Below are 22386 nucleotides of genomic sequence, written 5' to 3'. Positions count from 1 at the left end.
GGAAGAAGGAAGAAGGAAGAAGGAAGAAGGAAGAAGGAAGAAGGAAGAAGGAAGAAGGAAGAAGGAAGAAGGAAGAGAAATCAAGGAAGATTTTCCCCATTCTCCGGATCTCCCCCTCTCCCCCTCCCCCACTCCCTCACTCTCGCCGTCGTCTTTCTTTTGGGCGATCGCGTTTGGGATTTCTCTCGGTTTATCAATATTAGTTAAACACACTACCGTATTATTTCTGTTTACCCCGATTGTGTGGTTGGCTGTGGGTGCTGTGCGGCAAAAAGCTTGGGGAAGATTAGGTCAATTAACTGGTGCTTTGTTGCTGTCGGTGGCGGTGTTTGGGCCGTGGGCGAAAACCAATTGGCTGTTAATTTTGACCGGGGGAAAACGCGCAACGGTGGATTCTGCGATCGCCGAAGGAGATCCGGCCATCAATACGATCGACGCTTGGATTTACTACGGTAAGCACTTACCCGAACACATTTCTTGGCCTCTGTTACTTATTCCCTTAGTAGGATTGATACTTTATTGGCGTCGCCGGCCAAATAGTACGTCCATCTTTGATCTCAACTCCTGTCGCTGGCTGGCTGTTTTCTGGGTAGGAGCTTATTTAATTAATTCTTTAAATATCAACAAAGACGACCGATATGGTATACCTTATTTGCCAGTTTTATCTATTTTCTTAGCCTACTGTTTAACGCTGTGGCCTTCTCGGTGGGGACGACAAATTCGCTGGGGTACAATTGGCTTGGCAATTCTGGCGATGCTGTTCCATATGTGGCCGCTGGGAGGTGCTTTTGGACATAGCTTAGTCCAAATTATCAGTCCCGGCAATTCTCACTATCCTTACTTGGGGAAAGAGTGGCCGCACCGAGAGGTAATTGCCGAAATTGTTGATAGAGAACCTTATTTGCAATCTACTTTAGGCGTGTTGCCTTCGACGCCGGAAATTAACCAGCATAATTTGAATTATTACGGTGCTTTGGCTAATTTTCAGGTTTACGGGCGGCAGGTGGGAACGAATTTAAAAGAAGTGCCGCAAGATGTGCGATCGCTCTCTTGGTTCGTAACCAAAACTGGCCCGCAAGGTTCGATTCGCGAACGAATTAAACAAGCTCAAAATGCAGCAGTAACGGCAATTGAAAAAGGTGATAAATTTGAGTTAGATAAAACTTGGATTTTGCCAGATTATACTAATTTAAATCTTTATCGGAAGCGAGTGCAGCCTGTCGAAATACAGCCGTTGAATGAAGCGCGATCGCAAGTACAATTGGATCGAGTTACTGTCGCTGCAAAAGCAGTTCCCGGAGTCGCGCTGCCGGTTACTTATACTTGGTCTGGGCCTTGGCAGCAGTTGCAGTCTGGTTTAGTGTTGGTAACGTGGCAAAATCAGCAGTCTGGCAATATTCCACCGGGACAGACTTTCAGGATTTTACACGATCGCGCGATCGGCCAGGGGACTTTGCATCCGGGGATGCTGGAAGCGGATAAATTTGCTGTGGGGTTTCGAGTTGTCGATCGCACGGCGATGCTTCCTCCTGCTAATATTGCACCCGGAACTTACAATCTGCAAGCTACTTATCTAAATCGGAAAACCGGCGAAACTTATCCGATTAATGTGCCGCCAGTTAGTGTTAAAATCGAGGCAGATCCTCTGGATATGCGTTCTCAGGCAGAGCCTGGAAACGAGAATAAAGAGCCTGGAAACGATGATAATACAGATAAGCCTGAGTTAGATTTGGTGACTCAATTGCGGGCGATGGCGGTTAATTTACCCAAAGGATTGCCAGGTTTAGAACCCGTGTTCGAGCAGATTGGGCGCATCAATCAGTACGATCCAATTCAAGATTATACCGTGCAAGCGGAACAAGCGTTAGAATATCGGTTGAAACAGGAACCAAATAATTTAGAATTGGCTTATGCTTTGGCATTTTCTAGGGTATTGCAGCAGAATGTCGAAAGTGCGATCGCAGCCTTAGAAAAAGTCACTCAACTCGACTCAAAAAACCCTTACGCTTACGCCTATCTCGCTTTCGTACACCTGTACGGCTGGCATCCCAAAGCCGCTCAAACAGCCTTAAAACCTGCTCTCGTTCTCAACTCCAACCTACCGGAAATTAGAATTTTAAACGGTGTAGCGGCTCTGATGCAAGGTAATCTCATTCAAGCATGGCAAGATTTGCAATACTTAAAAAAACTAAAAATTTAACAATCCCTTTTATTGTGGCACGGGCGTCCCGCCTGTGCTGATAAATCTGTAAAGCCTGTGCTGATAAATCTGTAAAGCCTGTGCTGATAAATCTGTAAAAAACAGAAAACCAATGAACAAACCAAGAATTGTCTCTCTAATTCCCAGTGCCACAGAAATTGTAGCACTTTTAGGATTAACCGATGCAATTGTGGGCCGTTCCCACGAATGCGACTATCCCCCAGAAATCCAAAATTTACCTGTTTGCACTCAGCCTAAATTCAATCCCGAAGGAACTAGCAGCGAAATTCACAACCGCGTGACCGAATTGTTGCAAAATGCCCTCAGCGTGTATAAAGTAGAAATAGATACTTTGGAAAAATTGCAGCCGACTCACATTATTACTCAAGCTCAATGTGAAGTTTGCGCTTGTTCTCTAACAGAGGTTGAACAAGCGGTAAGCACCCTGGTAAATAGCAAGCCGGAAATTATTTCTTTGCAGCCGAATCTGCTAGCAGAAATCTGGACGGATATTCAGCGAGTTGCTGATGCTTTGGGCGTAGATGGCAAATGTGCGATCGACCTTTTGCAATCCCGCATCGATGCTATTACCTCGAAAACACAAGCATCATCTATTCTTACCACAAAAGAGAGACTGCCCAAAGTAGCCTGCATCGAATGGATTGAACCTTTGATGGCTGCCGGTAACTGGATTCCCGAATTAGTCGCAATGGCGGGAGGCAATTCGCTATTTGGAATTGTCGGGGAACATTCCCCTTGGTTAAAATGGGAATCGCTAGTAGAAGCTAATCCCGATGTAATTATTTTCATGCCTTGCGGCTTTGATTTAAGCCGAACTCGCAGCGAAGCAATGCAGATAACTAAATACGCAGAATGGGCTAATTTGCAAGCAGTAAAAACTGGGAAAGTTTACATAACTGACGGCAATTCTTACTTTAATCGGCCGGGGCCGAGATTGGTTGATTCGTTAGAAATTTTAGCAGAAATTCTCCATCCCGAAATCTTCGATTTTGGTCATCGCGGTAAGGGTTGGCAGCCATTTTTGTAAGTACCCGCAACTAGCTAAAGCTTGATATATATTAATTCGGAATTGCCTGCGATACAAATAAGGACACAACAATGTTGTGTCCTTACTTCCCGTTCATTTAACCGAATCTGACATCAATTGATGCAAAAACGGCTATTTTTACATCCCATCGGGCGGCATCAAAACCTTGTCAATTACGTGAATAACGCCGTTGCTAGCTTTGATATCAGCTTTCACAACATTACCGCCGCTGACAGTAACTTTGCCTGCGTTAACTCCCACCTTCAGCGCGCTGCCTTCCACACTTTTAACATCGCCGGATTTTAGGCTAGTAGATAAAACCGAACCAGGAACAACGTGGTAAGCTAAAATCTTAGTAAGTTGGGCTTTGTTTTCCGGTTTGAGCAAATTCTCCACAGTTCCTTCTGGCAAAGCAGCAAATGCCGCGTCTGTCGGTGCAAAAACAGTGAAAGGGCCTTTTCTTTGTAAAGTTGCAACCAAGTCTGCTGCTCCCAAAGCCTTTGTGAGCGTCTTGAATTGAGGGTCGCCCGATGCAATACCAATAATATCCTTAGCAGCGGCAGTTGGTGCCTGTGAAGTGCCAGTTGGTGCCGGTGAAGCAGCAGTTTTCACATTTCCTGTAACTTGTGAAGTTTGAGTTGCATTAGCAACATTGGTATTGGAGGTGATGTGAGCCCAAGCCGGGAAACCGATTAACGCGCTAGCGCCGATTACTCCTGCGAAACCTGTCAGTTGTTTCATCCAGCTAGGTAAATTTTGATTTTTCATTGCGCTTGCATTTCCTTATGAGATAAAACAGTGAACATGAATTGTTATGTTAGCCAAATCTCGACAAAAGGCAAGGTTGCCAGAGGCTAAGATAGAGAGAAAATTCTCTTGCATCCCCGATCGACCAAAACTTCCTTAATATAACGCAACCTAAGAAATCTGGCATCAACCGCTAAATCTGTAACTCAAAACCTCAATCACCGAACCAGTTTGGGGTAAGTCCGCAGATTTGATCGAAATCGTGTCATTATTCAATCGGCGCACCGGCGTACCCTCCATCAGCGCCAAGAATTCATCTAGCGGCACCAAATCGCACGCAGCAGCATCGGCGGCTTGGGTTTTGAAATGTGTCGGAATCACCATCTTTGGTTTGAGAAGTTGCAAAGTTTGCTTCGCTTCCGCCGGAGTGTAAGCTTTCGGCCCGCCGCCCACGGGAATCAGCACTACATCAGGCCGCCCGATCAAGATTTGTTCTTCAATGCCGATCGGGCCAGCAACTCCGCCCAAGTGTAAAATCTTAACGCCCGCTTGCTGCCACAGCCAAGCCACATTGACCCCAAATCGCCTTCCTCCCTCACGGTCTTTTTCCGTCCGAATCCCTTGAATCCGCAGTCCGTTAGACCTGTAAGCCCCTGGCTCGTACAAAAGGCCGGGATTGCCCGCAAATCCGTCGATCGCCCCTTCATCGAGCAACCGGCTGCTAATCAGAATCAAATCTGTTGGTACTTTAGGAGAGCGATAGCCTGCCGTACAGCCCAGGGGGCGAAAAGGATTCACCAGCACCCTCGCACCGCCTCCGGCGAACAAGAAGCAAGTGTGCCCCAACCACTGAACAGACAAAGAATCAGCAGTTTGAGCTTGATAGCTTTCCCATCCAGATGGTAAACCAGTTGCTAAAGCTGCTAGCAAACCCGTCTGTGCGTAACGTATTAATTGTCGCCGTTTCATCTTGTGGTTAGGGTTGTCGGGTGTTGGTCGTTTGTTGTTATACCACAAAACACCGTCAGTCGATTTTAGATTTTAGATTTTAGATTTTAGATTTTAGATTTTAGATTTACTTGCAGCATTGAATCTGGAATCTCGAACAGGAGTCTAAAATTTGGGGTTCACCACGACAGGAGTGGGGGGCTTGTATCCTTTTTGAGGCGGTTCAGGTGCGAAAATGTTTACCCTAATCTCACCGTAAGGTGCTAAGCTGTTGCGGCCTTTAAATTGTATGTCAAAAAAAATCAAAGTCTTGTGGGGAGTAGGGGTTGGGCGTCCCGCCCGCCCTGAATATACAATTTAAATGCGCGACAGCTTATGAGAGCGAACCCTACAAATTCATAGAAATTCAACTAAAGCCTTTCCAAGAAATTTCGCAATAATTGCTTTCCCGAAGTCGTCAAAATACTTTCCGGGTGAAACTGTACACCTTCAATGTGCGGATATTCCCGATGCCGCACGCCCATAATAGTTCCGTCTTCAACCCAAGCCGTAATTTCTAACACTTCTGGACAACTCTGCTTTTCAATTACTAAACTGTGATAGCGAGTTGCAATCATCGGCGATTCCACGCCCTGAAAAACTCCGACTCCTGCGTGTTCTACCTGAGAAGTTTTGCCGTGCATCAACACGGGTGCAGAAACAATTTTGCCGCCGAATACTTGACCGATACTTTGATGTCCCAGGCACACGCCTAAAATTGGTAAAGTCGGGCCCAATTCTTTGATTAATTCCAGAGAAATTCCCGCATCTTCCGGCCGTCCCGGCCCTGGAGAAATCACCACTGCTGCCGGCTGTAATTGGCGAATTTCTGCTAAGGAAATTTGGTCGTTGCGGTAGACTTGCACTTCGCTGGCTACAGGCAACTGGGCACCGAGTTCTCCTAGATACTGTACCAAATTGTATGTAAAACTGTCGTAGTTATCGATGACTATAATCACGGGTTAAGTTAGATTTTAGGTTTTAGATTTTAGATTTTAGGTTAACTCGCTCCCTGAAAGCAAGGGTTTCAAGATTTTAGATAGATGCCGAAGATAAAAATAGCTGCAATATAGACGAATAAAACTAAAAATCTCAAATTTGTCATCTAAAACCTAAAATTTTCTGGGCCCCATAAGTTACTGACGGGCGATCGCAATTTGAACGACTGCCCACAAAGGAGGAAGCAGAAGTGCAGTACCGACGATGATCGCAGCCATTGCCGATACCAGAACCGCTCCGGCACCGCAGTCTTTGGCAATTTTGGCTAGTTCGTGGTAAGATTGCCCGACTGTCAAGTCTACCACCGATTCGATCGCCGTATTCAACAGTTCCATTGCTAAAACTATGCCAATGGTGACGCCGATCACAGATATTTCTACAGGTTTCAGTTGCAAAAATAGGCCGAGTCCGATCGCCAAAGTGCCAATAACAGTGTGAATCCGAAAATTGCGCTGAGTTTCAAAAGCATAAGTTAGGCCCCCCCAAGCGTATCTAAAACTGGTAGCTAAGCTAGATGCGATTTTCCAGGATAGCTCTCGGTTGTATTTCAAGGCTGTTTTAGGCTCGTGGACTGTCTGGCTAGAAGAGTCTTGAGGCATGGGCAGGAACTGTGCGATTTGTGATGAAATTGAGGGTCTATCTAGTGTCATAAAGAACCAACTTTAATTTACAGAGATGAATGAAAGCTAAACTTTTCAAATTAACTTCATCAAGTCTAGGTAACTTTTCTAAGTTTTTACTAAAGTTCTGGTTTAATTTCAGAAAGTTATGTTGGGCTTGACATGATTTGTTAAATCACCATCAACTTCAGTTATGCTGTTTGGATCGTAAGACCGATCGCCCGCAGCAATGTTTCCTGTCGATCGAGCATTTGAGTCAGACTTTCTTCATCCGGGTGATCCCAGCCCAAAAGATGCAAAAAACCGTGGGCTGCCAGCCAAGCTAGTTCGGTCTTCAGGGGATGTCCTTGCTGCTGGGCTTGTCGGTTAGCTGTATCGATCGATATGACGATATCACCCAAGTATAGGGGTTCAGATGACTGCATTTCTTCTAGCTGAGGACAGTCTACCTCTAAAGCTGCGAAAGCTAGTACATCGGTCGGTCGATCGAGCTGGCGGTACTGGAGGTTGAGGGCTTGCATTTCCGTATCGGCGGTTAAACGCAGACTGACTTCGTAGCCCGGAGCGACTGGCACATACTCTTCCTGGTTTTCCAGCCAAACGCTAAACCAATTTTCCCAGGTTTCGGCTGAAATCTCCCCGCTGGCTGCACTCTCAGGGAGGTTGGAAGCGTCGGCTGACTGCTGGGCGAGCCCGTAACAGTCTTCGACGTTCACCTCAATTAACATTTTTTTGCTCTCCTGTCAAGGAACATATTCAATTTTTTTACAAATTCCAATTGCGCGATCGAACGGCAGGGGATTTTGCTGTTGGTGGCAAGATACAGTAATCTGTTAGAGATTGCAACAGGCAGGCAAAACAATCAGCTTAATTGCCTATTTATGAAAGATGAAATTAGAGATCGAAATTAGAGACTGATTGTTGGAATCCTCGATTAAGAATTGAAATAGCGATCGAGAAAAGCCAAACCGACGAGTACGCCTAAAAGTCCGGCGGCTGTCAAAGCAAAATGAAACAGAGAAGTCGCCCGCTTGCGAACCATGTTCCGCATCGCCAGCTTGACATAACTCGGTGGAGGTGCGTTGTTTGTCGGCGCTGTCGGGGTTTCGGCGGACTCTTCCGAGGCGGGAATTGCTGAGGGAGGTTGACTCATAACGGTTAGTTTAGAAGGTTAACAGAGGCGCTGCTGAAGACAGGCTCGCCCCGATAGTAACAAATATGTAACGTTTTGTGTAGCTGTTTTGAGTTTTTCGATCGCCGCCACCCTATATTGGTGTAGGGGTCACTTCTGTGACATCACAAACCGCCAAAAATTATCATAAACCCGCCCTACACCAGGGAAGAATCTACTTGCCCTCTATCCTCCAACAAAGCATCCGCCCAAGCAGCATCAGTTTCGGACAGTGCAGGTACGGGTGCGGCGGTGTAATCTATTCTAAAGTCATAGGCGGCGCGATCGTAAACCCCATTCACTAACGCTTGTAAATCTACAATCGGTTCCGCATCGCCCGCGCGCAAAGGCAATGGAAATGCAGGAATCATATCGGGTAAATTGAAAAGGTACAAATCTGCCAAAGGCCTTTGATTTCCCCGACTCACTAAAATTCGATAACTTGCCTCAATATCGTTACCAAAAACTGGTAGAGGTTGGTAACTTCGCAGCAAGTCAATCTCAACCAGATTAGTGCGACTACCAAACACCTTTTCTCGCTTTGCTTCATACATTTCTCGCCCTTTGCCAGGGCGCTTATTGGCAGGTGACAGCACTTCAAGCACTGTCACAACTTCCCTAGTTGCTGTATCTCTTACCTCTAAATATGCTTCCCTAAATTCCACAGGTACTGGCAGTCTTACTTTCAAAGCTGTCACAGGCGGTGCAGCAACTGCAACATTAGAAGAAGTAGGGTTGGTTGGACTAGGAGAACGCTGCACAGTCACATCAGGAACCCCCACTAATAGGGAATTGTCCCCGCTAAGCTCATAAACTCTTTTTTCAATATCGACGATATATTTGGGCAGCAACTGCGGCACTAATGATTCAAAAATGCTACTAATTAGCAAGTGATGTACTTGAGGCCATAATTCAGGACTTTCTAAATAAGGATTCATCCCTGGAAATGGATTAGTCATTGATTTAACTCCTGTTAATTTACCTACTTGTATTATCCCCTTAACCCTCTCTCTCGCAACAGAGAATCGGCCCAAACAGCATCCGTTTCTGACAGCGGGGGCACTGCATCGGCTGTGTAATCAATTTCAAAATCATAACCGGCGCGATCGTATACTTGATTAATCAGCCCCTGTAAATCCAGAACAGGCTCTACATCTTCTGGACGCAAAGGCAAGGGAAATGCAGGAATTGTATCGGGAAGGTTAAATAAGTATAAATCTGCGATCGGGCGTTGATTGCTGCGGCTGACTAAAACGCGGCAGTCGCTTTTATAGGAATGTCCGAAAACTGGCAAAGGTTCCCCACCCCGCAACAAGTCTATTTCGACTAAATGGGTACTGCTATCAAATATTTTATTACGCTTATTGTCATACTTTTCTCGACCTTCCCCCCGGCGTTTATTTGCAGGCGAAAGCACTTCAAGAACGGTGACAACTTCCTTGGTTGCCATATCGATTACTTCTAAATATCCTTCCCTAAATTCTTCCGACACTGGGATTCTCACTTTTAAAGGCTGCACAGTTCGGGAAGCGACGGCGACAGCATTAGATGCGATCGCACTTGTGGGACGGCGTTTCTGTTGGATAGAGACATCAGGAATCGCTACTAATAGAGAATTTTCACCTTTGATTTCGTAAATTCGCTTTTCAATAGCGACGCGGTATTTAGGGCGCAATTGCGGAGTTAACGACTCCTTAATCACACTAATCAGTAAATGATGGACTTCTGGCCAAAAATCAGGATGTTCTAAATAAGGATTCATCCCCGGAAAAGGATTAGGCATGAGCGTACTTCCCGTTTACCACTACTATTTTAGCAGCTCTATAAAAAAAACGCAGACAATATCAAACTATCATCTGCGTTAATCCGCGTGCATCGGCGGTTAAAATCCCCTAAAAATCGCCGTAACTACTAATAGCCGCCTGCAACCTCCCAATCACTTCATCAACCGAAATCGCCCCCAACTCCCCAGAAGCACGAGTCCGAATATTCAAACTATTCGCCTCAACTTCCTTCGCACCCACAACACCCATCACCGGAATTTTATCCTTCTCAGCATTGCGAATCAACTTGCCCAAACGCTCGCTATTCTCATCAGCTTCAGCGCGCATTCCGAGCATTTTCATCTTCGCCGCCACTTCCTTCGCAAACGGCAAAAACTCGGCGCTGACAGGCAACAGCCGCACCTGAATCGGCGCCAACCACAGCGGAAAATCGCCCGCATACTGCTCGATCAAAATCCCGATTAAGCGTTCCAAAGAACCGAAAGGAGCACGGTGAATCATCACCGGACGCTTGCGAGTGCCGTCTTCAGCGACGTATTCCAAATCAAAACGTTCAGGCAAATTGTAATCTACCTGAACAGTTCCTAATTGCCATTCTCTATCCAAGACATCTTGGAAAATGAAATCGAGTTTCGGGCCGTAAAAAGCCGCCTCCCCAATTCCTTCAAAATAATTCATTCCCAAAGTTTCCACCGCGCGGCGGATTGCACCTTGAGCCTTTTCCCAAGCTTCATCGGAACCGATGTATTTCTCTAAATTGTTCGGATCGCGGAAACTCAAACGCGCCTTAAAGTTTTTCAGTTGCAGACTCTTGAAGACTGACAGAATCAAATCCACCACATTCAAGAATTCAGCATCCAACTGTTCCGGCGTGACAAATAAGTGGGAATCATCCACCGTAAAGCCGCGCACCCGCGTTAAACCGCCCAATTCTCCCGATTGTTCGTAGCGGTAAACTGTGCCGAATTCCGCTAAGCGCATCGGCAATTCTCGATAGGAACGCAATTCGCTTTTGTAAATTTGAATGTGAAAAGGGCAATTCATGGGTTTCATCACAAAACCCTGTTCGTTTGCTGCCGCTTCCTCATCCTCCGCCATCAGCGGAAACATATCTTCTTTGTATTTCTGCCAGTGGCCGGAAATTTTGAACAAATCGACTCTAGCGATGTGGGGAGTCACCACTTGCAAATAGCCGCGCTTGATTTGTTCTTGTTTCAAGTAATCTTCTAAAATACTTCTCAAAACAGTGCCTTTCGGCGTCCACAAAGGCAAACCCGGCCCAACTGGATCGGCAAAGATAAATAAGCCTAATTCTTTGCCTAATTTGCGGTGATCGCGCCTTAATGCTTCTTCTTTGCGGTGTTTGTATGCTGCTAATTGTTCGGGGGTTTCCCAAGCAGTGCCGTAAATGCGCTGTAACTGAGCTTTGGTTTCGTCGCCGCGCCAGTAGGCGCCTGCTAGGCTTTCTAGCTCGATCGCCTTTGGATTCAACTCACTGGTATTATCTAAGTGAGGGCCAGCGCACAAATCCCACCATTCCTCGCCCAAATGGTAAAGAGTAATTGGTTCAATCAAACCTTCTAAAATTTCTAATTTGTAAGGTTCATTAATCTCCTTAATTCTGCGTTCCGCTTCTTCGCGGCTGACTTCTTCGCGAATTACAGGCAATTTACGGTTGATGATTTTGATCATCTCTTTTTTAATGGCTTTTAAATCCTGTTCCGTAAAAGGTTCGGGAGTGTCAAAGTCATAATAGAAACCGTTTTCAATCCAAGGGCCAATGGTCACTTGCGCCTTGGGAAATAACTTCTGCACCGCCATCGCCATAACGTGGGAGGTGGTGTGGCGAATTTTTTTTAGTGCCTCCGACTCACTCGTGCGGGGCAACTCAATCTTAACGGACTCTTCTTGAACGGACATGGATTCTGAGCTAGACATCGGCTGAATTAGCAATTAATTTAGTGGCAGTTGCTTCTATATTACTCAGATTGGGGCAGTAAGCGCCGATTTCAGGTTGGGGGACACCCTGGGAAATTACAGCAACGGCCCTGATGGTTGCAAGGTTTGGTGCGGGGGGCACTCGGACTCTCAGAAACCTAATTTTTTACTATTTTGGTGGAGTGTAACGAAGTATTGCCGGAAAAAACCCGCTTTCTAACCACCCGTGAGCTCGCCAACTAATTTGGCAGAATTTTGGGATTTCGACTCAAAAATCGCTGCTGGCACAGTTAAATTTATTCCCACCCACCTGCTAATTGTTGTTAAATTATTGAATTTTTGTTAAAAATATGTTAAAATTTGTAAAGACCGTCTAAGACTATAATAGATAAATAACCCAATTTTGATCCATGCTTAATTCCAATTTGCCCGAGCCAGAATTGCTCAAAGCGTTACTGGAACCGCTGTTAGAGGATTTTAATTACTGGTTCGATCGATCGGCAAAGCTCTTAGAAACTGAGGAAATTCCCTTTCTCAGCGACGAGGATCAATCTGACTTGCTGGCGCGAGTCAAACAGGCTCAGCAAGAAGTAGGCGCAGCTAAAGCTCTATTTCAAGCAACCGAAGGTCAAGTTGGGATTGAAACCACAGCACTGATGCCGTGGCACAGACTGCTCGCCGAATGCTGGCAAGTATCGGCACGCTTTCGCTCATGGCAGTCAGCTCCCCCTGGAAAATAAGGAAGCGAGTTCAAGTTAAACTTGCAGTCAAATCCCCAACCTTGGGAAATGTGGCGGCCCACTTGACAACCTCAAACAGATTTCCAGTTAATAAGTTATTACTTGCTGAAACACTTTTGTAAATTGCTGTGTGGCTGTTTAGCCCGGAGGAGAAGATAATGTTGCACCTGCTTTATATTTTAGCTTTTACCGTTCTTGCCTTTCTGGCAGTCGGTAACTTAATCCGCAGTCTAGTCACCGTTGGTATGGAGTCCCAGCGCCCTCAACAGTTCAGGGCAAATAATCCCTACCCATCCTATCCTCGCTCTCAATCGGTACCGCATCCAGAACTTTTAGATGAATACGGAAATGTTGTCAATGAGCCGCTGTTAGTGATGCGTTCGCTGACTGTCCAAGACGCCCGCGAACAATTAGATGCTCTCTACAAATCATCTCCGGGTGGCAGCGACGAAGGGGGCGAATTAGCCTAATACAACCACAGCCGCAGCATTTATACTTAGGCGCGATGCCTCAAAAAAAATATAGGACTTACAAGCTAGGTGTCAGAAACCCTTTTTCTTCATAGATTTTAGTGAAAATCGTTTCCGCGCTTCATCGGAATAATAATTTTCCGATCATCCTTGGCATCATTCCGAATCTAACCAGATTGGATATAAGTCCTCAAAATAATTGGCCGTTAGTTTTTAGCTAATGGCCAATTACTTGTGATTTTTGAAAGTTTAATTGCCGATTAGCCAGATCGATCGCCAAAAACCGGTTCGCCAAAAACCGATACAGATGGCACTGATATCAAATAGCTCAAGAATAGTATAATGCAAGAGATCCGGAAGCGGTGCCTAACAAGTCTGAATGGTGAGAGTGCTAACGCCCGAATCGAAGCCTGAATAGATGAGTTGGCGTCAAAACCTAGAGGTAAAAACAGGTGACTTTGGGATGAACTCAAGGTCTTGGAGGCATACCTCTGCTTAGATTCGTCTAAATGATATGGCTAGCATGATATGACTTAAACAGTCGTGTTATGAAGCATCAATGTATCAGATACTGAAAAGGGATCGCTCTAAACCTCCTATCGATCCTGTTTTGTCATCGGCAAAAATGCACGTTTAAGGCTAGATGATCGTCCCTATTTCGCTACTGGCAGAACTTCTGCAAGCTTTGCCCCAACTGCGGGCACAAATTTATTTCAAATCTTCCATGACAGCCTTGTCTCACGCGATGGAAGACTTAGTTTTGGCGGGTTCCGACGACGAACCGCTAGTCATTGCCAGCTTTCAGCGAGAGCGCTTCTACCGCCAGGAAGCTCACCGCTACCGGCGAATTGCCTCACGCTCGTCTCAGGTATACGTGCTGGCAGCACCGGAAACTGACTTTAAAAATGCTTCCGAGTGTCACGAAACTGTGGCGTTTGCACCGGAGGACGGATTAAGTAAAGAGTGGCACTTAGTGGTACTGGGGGAACACTACTCAACTTGCTTGATTTGTCAAGAAAAAATTGTGCCGATCGACAATCAGGACGATCGCGGGCCACTGTTGATGGATCAAGCTCGCAGATTTGAAGGAATTTGGACGTTCGATCGCGAGGTCAGCTCCAAAGCTGCCGCATTGTTGCTCGATAGAATTGTCAATTATCGCCCGGAATTGGCCGAAAAGATCGATCGAGCGCGAACTACTTACAAGCTCAAAACCCCGAAAAAAACGCGGAAATCCGCCGCTTCAAAAGCCACCAAACCCGACATAAGTAGGGGGAAAAAATCAAAAATTCCCAATCCAAAATTAAGCGATGCTTTTACCGAACGCTTAGTCACCTACTTGCAAGCAGGCCAGCACAAACTGCTCAAAGCATACAGCGCGATCGCCGCTCAGGAACGCAAAGAACGCCTGGTAAACTTAATTACCACGGCAATGCGACAGTCTCTCAACCCACAAGAAATCGTCGAAGTTGCAGTCCAAGAACTCGGCACTGCCCTGTCGGCAAGCCGGTGTTTGATTTATCGGTGCAAGGCCACAGATGTGGCGGTCAAAATTGATCGCGAGTTTTTGTCTCCCGGCGCTAGTTCCATGCTGGATCAGACTTGGCTGTTGCAGGAAAATCAAATATGGAGCGACGCGGTGGCGCGGCAAGAGCGAGTTTACATCCAAGACACATCACAACACCCACTGATTGTCAATACAAAATTTCTGGAAAAAACTGTAAAAAATTGGCAAATTGTCTCTTGGTTAATGGTGCCAGTGCTTTATCAGGGGCGGGTTTTGGGAATGGTGGAAATGCACCAGTGTCGCTCGGTTTTGCCTTGGGAAGAAGACGAAATTGCTTTAGTAGAGGCGATCGCCACCCAACTCGGAGCAGCCTTAATTCAAGCAGAAACCTACGCTCATTTAGAAGAGCTTAACCAACAATTAGAAGCATTAGACCGCACTCGCAGCAATCTAATTGCCATCACCGGACACGAACTCCGCACCCCTCTTTCTACGATTCAAGTTTGTTTGGAAAGTTTGAACTCCGAACCAGATATGCCTGCAGAATTGCGGCAAATCATGTTAGAAACAGCCCTGGGCGATGCCGATAGAATGCGGAAACTCGTGCAGGATTTCTTAACTCTTTCTCACTTAGAAAGTGGGCGAGTCCAGTGGAATGTAGAATCGCTGACGCTGCAAGAATGCGTTGATTTAGCCCTCAGCAGCGTGCGATCGCGCACGGTCGATCAACAGTTACCGGAAATTATCGCCGAGGTGTCCGCAGAATTGCCTTTAGTGCAAGCTGACGGAGAGTGGTTGGTGGAGGTGCTCTCCAAACTGCTAGACAACGCTTGCAAATTCACCACACCTCAAGGAAGCGTGACAGTGCAAGCGAAATACAACGGTTCTCAGATGGTGGAGGTGCTCGTAGCCGATACGGGGAGGGGAATAGAGGCGAACAGTTTAAAAGTAGTGTTCGATCGATTTTATCAAGAAGAAGGAGCTTTGCGCCGCAGCGCCGGCGGTACCGGTTTAGGATTAGCAATTTGCAAACAGATTGTTGCCGGCTGGGGCGGTAAAATTTGGGTAGATTCCGCAGGAAAAGACCGAGGAAGTGAATTTCACTTTACTATTCCCACTGTTTAGACTCAATTGATACAGCGTATTCAAGGTTTATGAAGTACACCGCGCCAAACCTGGTTTCTTTACAATTCTTGCATCCTTACTGATTCTGTTGCTCGAAACCCGGTTGCTCGCGATCTACATCTACATCTACATGGAATATACTGTAAAAAACCGGGTTGGTGGGCGTCTGAGCGCCCAAGTATCGATCGAGTTATATCAAATCCTGCTGCGCCGGAATGATATCAAATCCGCTGCTAACAAATTTGATATGAGGGGCTATTTAAGCCGGACTTGATATTAAATACTAATCTACAGTCGTCTTGAGACGACTTGAGCTATGAGGCAGGGGTTTCAAACCCTGTCGGACTTAACGACTAATATTAATGCCGATTGCATCGGAAGGATTTAACCACAGAGAACGCAGAGCTCGCAGAGAAAGAGAAGAGAGAGATGAATAATTCCGATGCAAACGGAAAGGATATCAGCCTCAATCCTCACCCTGTGAGATCAGCCTTAAAGGTGATGTGGCCACGCGGTGTTCAGCTTTAAAATCGAAAGTATCAAAGCAGATTCAGGATGCGCTTACCGTCTTAAACCCGGTTTGGCGACAGAATACCTAGGGAGGCTGCCGAAAATTAATATCAGTTTAAAATAAGAATCAAACTGTAGGTAAGCTGCAAACCCCCATAGTAATCAGTCATGCCGAATCTAAAATCTAAAATCTCAAATCTAAAATGGTATAAGTCTCCTGTCCACAACTCGCGAGATGGTAAAAGTCGCTCGAATCTGTTGAGGCACTGCCGACGCCAGTGTTGATTCGTGAAAAATTGAGAATGCAAATATTTCGCCCGGAAAAACTTTTTTTCCATAAGAATACTCAAACCTAGAGATTAGGAAAATCGATTATGTCACCTACAACTCAGATGAAATCTACTCAACCTATGGCCAAAAAGCCACAGCTACAATTAGGTTCTCAAGGTAAAGCGGTATTGGAACTCGAACAACTGCTAACCAAGTTGCAACTTTATCGGCACCCTGCTAAAGGAATTTTTAACAAAGCAGTTGAATTTTCTGTGAAACTGTTTCAGTTTCGGGTTTTCTTGTCGCCCGACGGCATTGTCGGGCCGCTGACTTGGCAGGCGCTTTATACTGGAGCTCCAGTTAATATGCCGGTACTCAGATTCGGCAGTTCTGGGGAAGCAGTCGCTACTGTTCAGGAAGTTCTCAAAATTTCCCAGCATTATGGCGGTAAAATTGACGGCGACTTTGCTACTTTGACGGACAAAGCTGTTCGCGCATTTCAAAAAAGCTTTGGGATTCAGGTCAATGGGATTGTTAATCAAGAAACTTGGACTGCTTTGAGCCAAATTCCCCGCGGCTATGACCCTAATTGGTTCTTGAGTTAGGGTTGACGCGGTAAATTGTTCGATCGTGTGTGGGGAGAAATTGGGAGAATATGCGATTATTCTGGTGCCCCACAAGCACCAGAATAATTGCTATTTTTTTTTGATTATCTTTTCGGAATTCGTGCTGCCTAATTTTGTTTTATAACTTTGGTGGAAATTACCAATTATCAATTATTAATTACTAATTATCAATTATCAGAAGAGATCGATCGCCAAAAAACTGTTAACTTTCCTTACAATTTCGACAGCAGTGTCGCGTCATGATGATACGATGCCGTAAAAATCCTTTGGATATGTTTATGGCAGAAGAACTCACTGGACAACCCCCTCTTTTCGGCGGCAGCACCGGCGGCTTGCTGACCAAGGCGCTAGTTGAAGAGAAGTACGCGATCACTTGGACTAGCCCCAAGGAACAGGTGTTTGAAATGCCTACAGGCGGCGCTGCAATCATGCGTCAAGGCGACAACTTGCTGTATCTGCCCCGGAAGGAGCAGTGCATCGCTTTGGGCGGCCAGCAACTGCGGGCTAAATTCAAAATCTCGAACTACAAAATTTACCGCGTGTTTCCCGACGGTTCTAATGAGTACCTGCATCCCAAGGATGGCGTGTTCCCTGAGAAGGTGAACGAAGGTCGTCCCTACAACGGTAAGATTGACCGCAATATTGGCAGCAATCCCAATCCGATTAAGGTCAAGTTCACTGGTAAAAAAACCTACGAAGTTTAGGTTTTGAGCGAATTGCTGAGCTATTTTCGGGTAGTGTTTCCTGAAAAGCTCAGCTTGCATTTTCTAGTTTGTAGTAGCGCTTGGACGGCAGAAGCTTTTTCTTTATCGCCCAATCGCCACTGCAAACTTCAAATGCGATTAAAATTTAATAAAAATTAATAATTACATTAACCATGAATCTGGTAATCAGGGGAGCAACTCATCAGGATATCGATGTTTGCGCCCGCATTAATTATGAAGCTTTTAAAGGTATTTCCGATCGCCATCAATTCCCTACAGATTTTCCGACGCTGGAGTTTTCAACTGAAATTATTGGTCTTCTGATCGAAAGTCCGTTGTTTTTTGGCATAGTAGCCGAGAGTGAGGGTGCGGTTGTCGGCTGCGGGTTTATGGACGAACGCAGCCCGATTCGTGGTATCGGGCCCGTCAGTGTTGATCGCACTTTTCAAGGCCGCGGCACGGGACGGGAAATCATGAAAGCTTTGCTGGAACGCGGACAGGATGCTGTGGGCATCCGTTTGGTTCAGGAATCTTTTTTTAATATGGCGTCGCTGTCGCTGTACGCTTCTTTGGGTTTTGAGGTGAAGGAACCTTTCGTGTTAATGGAGGGGAAGTTTCGCAGCCAGCCTCCGCATGGGTTTGAGGTGCGGCCGATGACAAGTGAGGATGTTGGTGAATGTGCGGCTTTGTGCGAAAAACTGTGCGGGTGCGATCGAACTAGCGATATTGAGTACGCCCTGAATTTCTTTTCTCCTTGGGTTGCTTGCAAACAAGGTCGGATTGTGGCTTATACTTGTGCGGTGTCGGCTTTGGGCCACAGCGTCGCGGAAACTGAAGCCGATATGCAGGCTTTGCTCTTGGGGGCTGCAGCGTACAGTTCCGATCAATTGCTGGCTTTTCACTTGCCGCTGAGGTACGCAAGTTTGTTTCGTTGGTGCTTGCAAGAGGGGCTGCGCGCCCTCAAGCCGATGGCGGTGATGGCACTTGGCGAGTATCGATCGCCGGAGGGATGTTGGTTTCCGTCTTTTGTTTATTGAACCCAAGACGGTTAGGACGCTTTTAATCGCTGAAATTATTGCCAAGATTGCATTTTCCTTTTTCCCTCTTCCCTCTTCCTTCTTCCTTCTTCCTTCTTCCTTCTTCCTTCTGATATATATGATATTTCCCGATTTCTCACAATTTTCGGAACTGGCGAAACAAGGCAATTTTGTACCCGTGTATCAAGAATGGGTTGCTGATTTGGATACGCCGGTGTCTGCGTGGTATCGGGTTTGTGCGGGTCAACCTTACAGTTTTCTGCTGGAGTCGGTGGAAGGTGGGGAAAAACTTGGGCGTTATAGTTTCTTGGGGTGCGATCCGCTGTGGATTTTGGAGGCAAGGGGATCTCGCACAACTCAAGTTTACCGCGACGGTTCCGAAAAAGTATTTACGGGCGATCCGTTTGTAGCTTTAACTGAATGTTTGGAGTCTTATCAACCGGTCAAATTGCCACAGTTACCGCCGGGAATTGGCGGGCTATTTGGTTTTTGGGGTTACGAGTTAATTAAGTGGATAGAACCGCGAGTTCCTGTGCATCCAGCCAGCGAGAATGATTTGCCGGATGGGTTGTGGATGCAGGTGGATAATTTGCTGATTTTCGACCAGGTGAAGCGGAAAATTTGGGCCGTCGCCTATGCGGATTTGCGCGAGGTTGGCGTTGATTTGGCCGATGCTTATCAGCAAGCGTGCGATCGCGTTGGTAAGTTAGTTCAGAAGCTGCAATCGCCGCTTTCCCGGCAATCTACTCTCATAGAATGGACACCTCCCAATAACGGGCATGATGCCCGTTCCACAACCGGAAATACAGAATTGGCTTACACTAGCAATATTACCCGTGAAAAGTATTGTGCCAATGTCTTAAAAGCGAAGGATTATATCAAAGCCGGAGATATTTTTCAAGTAGTTATTTCGCAGCGACTAGAGGCTGAATACAGTGGCGATTCTTTTGCACTTTACCGCTCTTTGCGTCTGATTAATCCTTCTCCGTACATGGCTTATTTTCATTTCGGAGATTGGCAGATTATCGGTTCGAGTCCCGAAATTATGGTGAAGGCGGAAAACACTGCTGATGGCAAAAAGATAGCAACTTTGCGGCCAATCGCCGGCACTCGCCGCCGGGGTAAAACTCCTCAAGAAGATGATGCTTTGGCTGCTGAATTGCTGCAAGATCCGAAGGAAATTGCGGAACACGTCATGTTAGTTGATTTGGGCAGGAACGATTTAGGCAGAGTGTGCCGAAACGGTACTGTAAAAGTTGACGAATTAATGGAAATTGAGCGTTATTCTCACGTCATGCACATTGTGAGCAATGTGGTGGGAGAATTGGCTGAGGATAAGACAGCTTGGGATTTGTTGAAAGCTGGTTTTCCTGCGGGTACCGTTAGCGGTGCTCCGAAGATTCGGGCGATGGAGATTGTGCACGAGTTGGAAGGTTGCCGCCGGGGGCCGTATTCTGGGGTTTACGGGTATTATGATTTTGAGGGACAATTGAATAGTGCGATCGCTATTCGGACTATGGTTGTTCGCTCTCAAGGAGGCGATAAACATTCGGTTTCTGTGCAAGCAGGTGCTGGTTTGGTGGCCGATTCTAACCCGGATATGGAATATGAAGAAACGCTCAATAAAGCCAGGGGAATGTTGGAGGCAATTCGTTGTTTGAAGTAGCGAGGCGGAGCCTCTGGATCTCTGTTACCAGGCTCTGCCTGGTAACAATAAACGGCGAGAAACAGCAGTAATTATTGCATTATTGTCCAATTTACCTAAGCCCCTAATATTCGAGCGACCGAAACTGCAATATCAGGAAATGCCAGCGGATTAATATTACCCTGAGTCAGAGTTTCTCTCGATTGATATCCTTCATTGGTAGGCTCTCGAAATACTATTAATTCCATAGTTCGCAAATTGACAACCCAATACTCAGAAATGCCGGCTTCCGCGTAAATCTTGCTCTTGATTCCCAAGTCTTTGCTCAGAGTATAATCCGAGTATTCTATCAGCCAAAAGATGTTTTCTGGATAGGGATGATGTTCTCGGTAATCTTGTCCCAAACGTTGAATTACAGCGATATCGGGTTGTGGCTCGGAGTTGCTTGGCGGCAAGATAATCGGTTTACCTTGGCGGATTTTAGCCCGATCGCCCAGCAAATAAATTAGGTACTCTCCAGCCTCATTGCTAGAGTAAGCATGAGATTCTCTTTCGGGAGCTATTTCGATTATTTCTCCATCTATTAATTCAGCATTTCGCCCTTCCAGAATGCCGGCTGCAATGATGCGGTGGTAGTCTGCAACCGTCCATTTTACAGTCGTGACGCTCACGGCGATTACTCCTATGTTTTTATTCTGATTTTATACGCGATCACCTATGAACCGAATTTTTTCGCTCACCCCGGGCGGTTGAAACCGCGTCTACACCAACAAAACCCAAGGAAAGTCCGTTGAAGACTCGATCGCCCGCCAACTCCATCGCACTTAAAACTCCTATCCCCCGCCGCTAACTCCCTCCAATCGCAGGAAATGTACCCGGCCTGGTAAATCCCCCGCTACCACTGTCACCCCATCAGGCCCGATCGCACAGCAATTAAACCAATAATCTCCCCTGAAACTAGCAATTTCTTTGCCGCTAGGCAGATCCCAGATTCTTAGGGTGTTATCCAATGGAGCCGAAATTGCTCGTTTGCCGTCGGCTGCGATCGCAACTGCCCATAGCAACTCAGTATGATCGGTGAGGGTTTGAAGTTCCCTGCTGCTGTCTGTGTCCCAGATTTTCAGCGTATTAAGTTGTGAAACCGAAATCGCTATGAAGCCGTCGGGTGCCATCGCCACTGCAGATACATAGCCAGTATCGGTGAGAGTTCTCAGTTCGGTTCCACTGAGCAAATTCCAGACTTTTAGGGTGTTATCGTCTGAAGCCGAAATTGCTGTCAGACCGTCGCGTGCGATCGCGACTTGCGTTACCGAGTTAGTATGACCAGTGAGCGTTCTCACTTCGCTGCCACTGGCCAAGTCCCAGATTTTTAGGGTGTTATCGTCTGAAGCCGAAATCGCTGTCAGGCCGTCGGGCGCGATCGCGACTCCCCTTACCGAGTTAGTATGACCGGTGAGGGTTTGAAGTTCTCTACCTGTCTCGGTGTCCCAGATTTTTAGGGTGTTATCGTCTAAAGCCGAAATCGCTCTCAGGCCATCCAGTGCGATCGCGGCTCCCCTTAGCGAGCCAGTATGACCGGTGAGAGTTCTCAGTTCTCTGCCAGTGTCTGTGTCCCAGATTTTAAGGGTTTTATCCGATGAAGCCGAAATTGCTCGTTTGCCGTCGGGTGCGATCGCCACTGCTTGTACCCCGCTATGATTGCCGCCGAGCAGAAGCCCACATCCTCCAAAAGGCAGCGCTACTAAATTCCCCCTCAAAGGCCGCAGCCAAGGACTATTTTTCGACTGCTTGGCTTGTTCCAACATCCTCTGAAACTCAGGATTTTCAAAAGCAAGCAATCTCCCCCATAATTGACTTGCTAATTGCGTTTTATCCCTTTCTAAAATTGGCGCTGACTGGCGAAGTGCGTATGGAATCAAGTAGAGATCTCTACTTTGATCCTGCTCACGCAACAAATTAGAATCTGTCGCTAAATCATAATCCTCAAGTAACGCTTGAACCCCCAACTCATCCAGTTTCGCCTCAATAAAATCGAAATCCGTTAACAACTGGTGCAGCTTTTCCCCTTGCCCACTCTCTACTAAATGCTTTGTCAGACTTTCTAAAGTATAAAGTCGCTTTTCCCGCGACATTTTCCCTAACTCTTGTTTAAACTCACTCATCCTTACAAAGCCCTCAACAAGTATCCGCTCAATAAATAGGGGTAACAGCAAAAAAGAAGGTTCACAAATACGAAGAGCATGATAGAATATAAAGCA

The 22386-nt window shown here is 46.3% G+C and carries 20 protein-coding genes; 9 read left to right on the top strand and 11 right to left on the bottom strand.

Translation table 11 applies throughout. From position 1 onward, the window contains the following. Window positions 1-2200: phospholipid carrier-dependent glycosyltransferase (locus QUA83_RS26155; protein ID WP_333296859.1), on the top strand; the 2200-nt coding region annotated here is incomplete at its 5' end. A 112-nt stretch (window positions 2201-2312) separates the two neighbouring features. Then, a complete protein-coding gene (locus QUA83_RS26150; RefSeq protein ID WP_333296858.1) occupies window positions 2313-3248 on the top strand; it encodes a cobalamin-binding protein in 936 nt (311 codons plus the stop codon). Window positions 3249-3386: 138 nt separating this feature from the next. Here the strand turns inward: QUA83_RS26150 and QUA83_RS26145 are convergent, their stop codons facing one another. The 9 genes from QUA83_RS26145 to thrS form a co-directional block, all read right to left on the bottom strand. Further along, on the bottom strand, window positions 3387-4016 hold the full coding sequence (locus tag QUA83_RS26145) for a fasciclin domain-containing protein (RefSeq protein WP_333296857.1): 630 nt from the start codon (window positions 4014-4016) through the stop codon (window positions 3387-3389). 165 nt (window positions 4017-4181) lie between these two features. Beyond that, entirely contained in the window at window positions 4182-4964 is a 783-nt protein-coding gene (locus QUA83_RS26140; RefSeq protein WP_333296856.1) for an MBL fold metallo-hydrolase, read from the bottom strand. A 389-nt stretch (window positions 4965-5353) separates the two neighbouring features. Next, the gene (locus QUA83_RS26135) at window positions 5354-5941 is read right to left on the bottom strand and encodes an aminodeoxychorismate/anthranilate synthase component II (protein WP_333054712.1); all 588 of its coding nucleotides are present in this window, start codon (window positions 5939-5941) and stop codon (window positions 5354-5356) included. Window positions 5942-6118: 177 nt separating this feature from the next. Beyond that, window positions 6119-6580 (bottom strand): diacylglycerol kinase family protein, encoded by a 462-nt coding sequence (locus QUA83_RS26130; protein WP_333296854.1) that lies wholly within the window; start codon window positions 6578-6580, stop codon window positions 6119-6121. A 212-nt stretch (window positions 6581-6792) separates the two neighbouring features. Continuing rightward, window positions 6793-7329 (bottom strand): rRNA maturation RNase YbeY, encoded by a 537-nt coding sequence (gene ybeY, locus QUA83_RS26125; RefSeq protein ID WP_333296852.1) that lies wholly within the window; start codon window positions 7327-7329, stop codon window positions 6793-6795. 206 nt (window positions 7330-7535) lie between these two features. Continuing rightward, on the bottom strand, window positions 7536-7754 hold the full coding sequence (locus QUA83_RS26120) for a DUF3285 domain-containing protein (RefSeq protein ID WP_190662634.1): 219 nt from the start codon (window positions 7752-7754) through the stop codon (window positions 7536-7538). 176 nt (window positions 7755-7930) lie between these two features. Then, window positions 7931-8731, bottom strand: a complete 801-nt coding sequence (locus QUA83_RS26115) for a DUF4058 family protein (protein ID WP_333296851.1) — start codon at window positions 8729-8731, stop codon at window positions 7931-7933. 32 nt (window positions 8732-8763) lie between these two features. Beyond that, window positions 8764-9555 carry a DUF4058 family protein gene (locus tag QUA83_RS26110; protein ID WP_333296849.1) on the bottom strand — a complete coding sequence of 264 codons (792 nt, stop codon included), beginning with the start codon at window positions 9553-9555 and terminating at the stop codon, window positions 8764-8766. Between the two features lie 109 nt (window positions 9556-9664). Beyond that, window positions 9665-11494, bottom strand: a complete 1830-nt coding sequence (gene thrS / locus QUA83_RS26105) for a threonine--tRNA ligase (protein WP_333296848.1) — start codon at window positions 11492-11494, stop codon at window positions 9665-9667. Window positions 11495-11904: 410 nt separating this feature from the next. On the opposite strand from thrS, the gene QUA83_RS26100 reads away from it, so the two are divergent. From QUA83_RS26100 to trpE, 7 genes are all read left to right on the top strand, one after another. After that, window positions 11905-12234 carry a DUF2605 domain-containing protein gene (locus QUA83_RS26100; RefSeq protein WP_333296847.1) on the top strand — a complete coding sequence of 110 codons (330 nt, stop codon included), beginning with the start codon at window positions 11905-11907 and terminating at the stop codon, window positions 12232-12234. A 158-nt stretch (window positions 12235-12392) separates the two neighbouring features. Then, a complete protein-coding gene (locus QUA83_RS26095; protein ID WP_333296846.1) occupies window positions 12393-12704 on the top strand; it encodes a DUF2973 domain-containing protein in 312 nt (103 codons plus the stop codon). Between the two features lie 643 nt (window positions 12705-13347). Further along, on the top strand, window positions 13348-15336 hold the full coding sequence (locus tag QUA83_RS26090) for a DICT sensory domain-containing protein (protein WP_333296845.1): 1989 nt from the start codon (window positions 13348-13350) through the stop codon (window positions 15334-15336). Between the two features lie 884 nt (window positions 15337-16220). Beyond that, entirely contained in the window at window positions 16221-16721 is a 501-nt protein-coding gene (locus QUA83_RS26085; protein ID WP_333296844.1) for a peptidoglycan-binding protein, read from the top strand. A gap of 299 nt (window positions 16722-17020) precedes the next feature. Further along, window positions 17021-17446 carry a photosystem I reaction center subunit II PsaD gene (locus tag QUA83_RS26080; RefSeq protein WP_333083226.1) on the top strand — a complete coding sequence of 142 codons (426 nt, stop codon included), beginning with the start codon at window positions 17021-17023 and terminating at the stop codon, window positions 17444-17446. 173 nt (window positions 17447-17619) lie between these two features. Next, window positions 17620-18483 carry a GNAT family N-acetyltransferase gene (locus tag QUA83_RS26075; protein ID WP_333296843.1) on the top strand — a complete coding sequence of 288 codons (864 nt, stop codon included), beginning with the start codon at window positions 17620-17622 and terminating at the stop codon, window positions 18481-18483. A gap of 118 nt (window positions 18484-18601) precedes the next feature. Continuing rightward, window positions 18602-20149 (top strand): anthranilate synthase component I, encoded by a 1548-nt coding sequence (gene trpE, locus QUA83_RS26070; protein WP_333296842.1) that lies wholly within the window; start codon window positions 18602-18604, stop codon window positions 20147-20149. A gap of 95 nt (window positions 20150-20244) precedes the next feature. Here trpE and QUA83_RS26065 read toward each other — a convergent pair whose 3' ends face one another. Both QUA83_RS26065 and QUA83_RS26060 read right to left on the bottom strand, forming a co-directional pair. Beyond that, window positions 20245-20799, bottom strand: coding sequence for a Uma2 family endonuclease (locus tag QUA83_RS26065; RefSeq protein ID WP_333296840.1), 555 nt, complete (start codon window positions 20797-20799; stop codon window positions 20245-20247). 162 nt (window positions 20800-20961) lie between these two features. Continuing rightward, window positions 20962-22290: a WD40 repeat domain-containing protein gene (locus tag QUA83_RS26060; protein WP_333296838.1), complete on the bottom strand. Its 1329-nt coding sequence runs from the start codon at window positions 22288-22290 to the stop codon at window positions 20962-20964. Between the last annotated feature and the right edge of the window lie 96 nt (window positions 22291-22386).

It is taken from the genome of Microcoleus sp. K1-B1 (assembly GCF_036704705.1).
Taxonomy (GTDB): domain Bacteria; phylum Cyanobacteriota; class Cyanobacteriia; order Cyanobacteriales; family Microcoleaceae; genus Microcoleus.
This window is presented reverse-complemented; position numbering and strand designations above follow the sequence as displayed.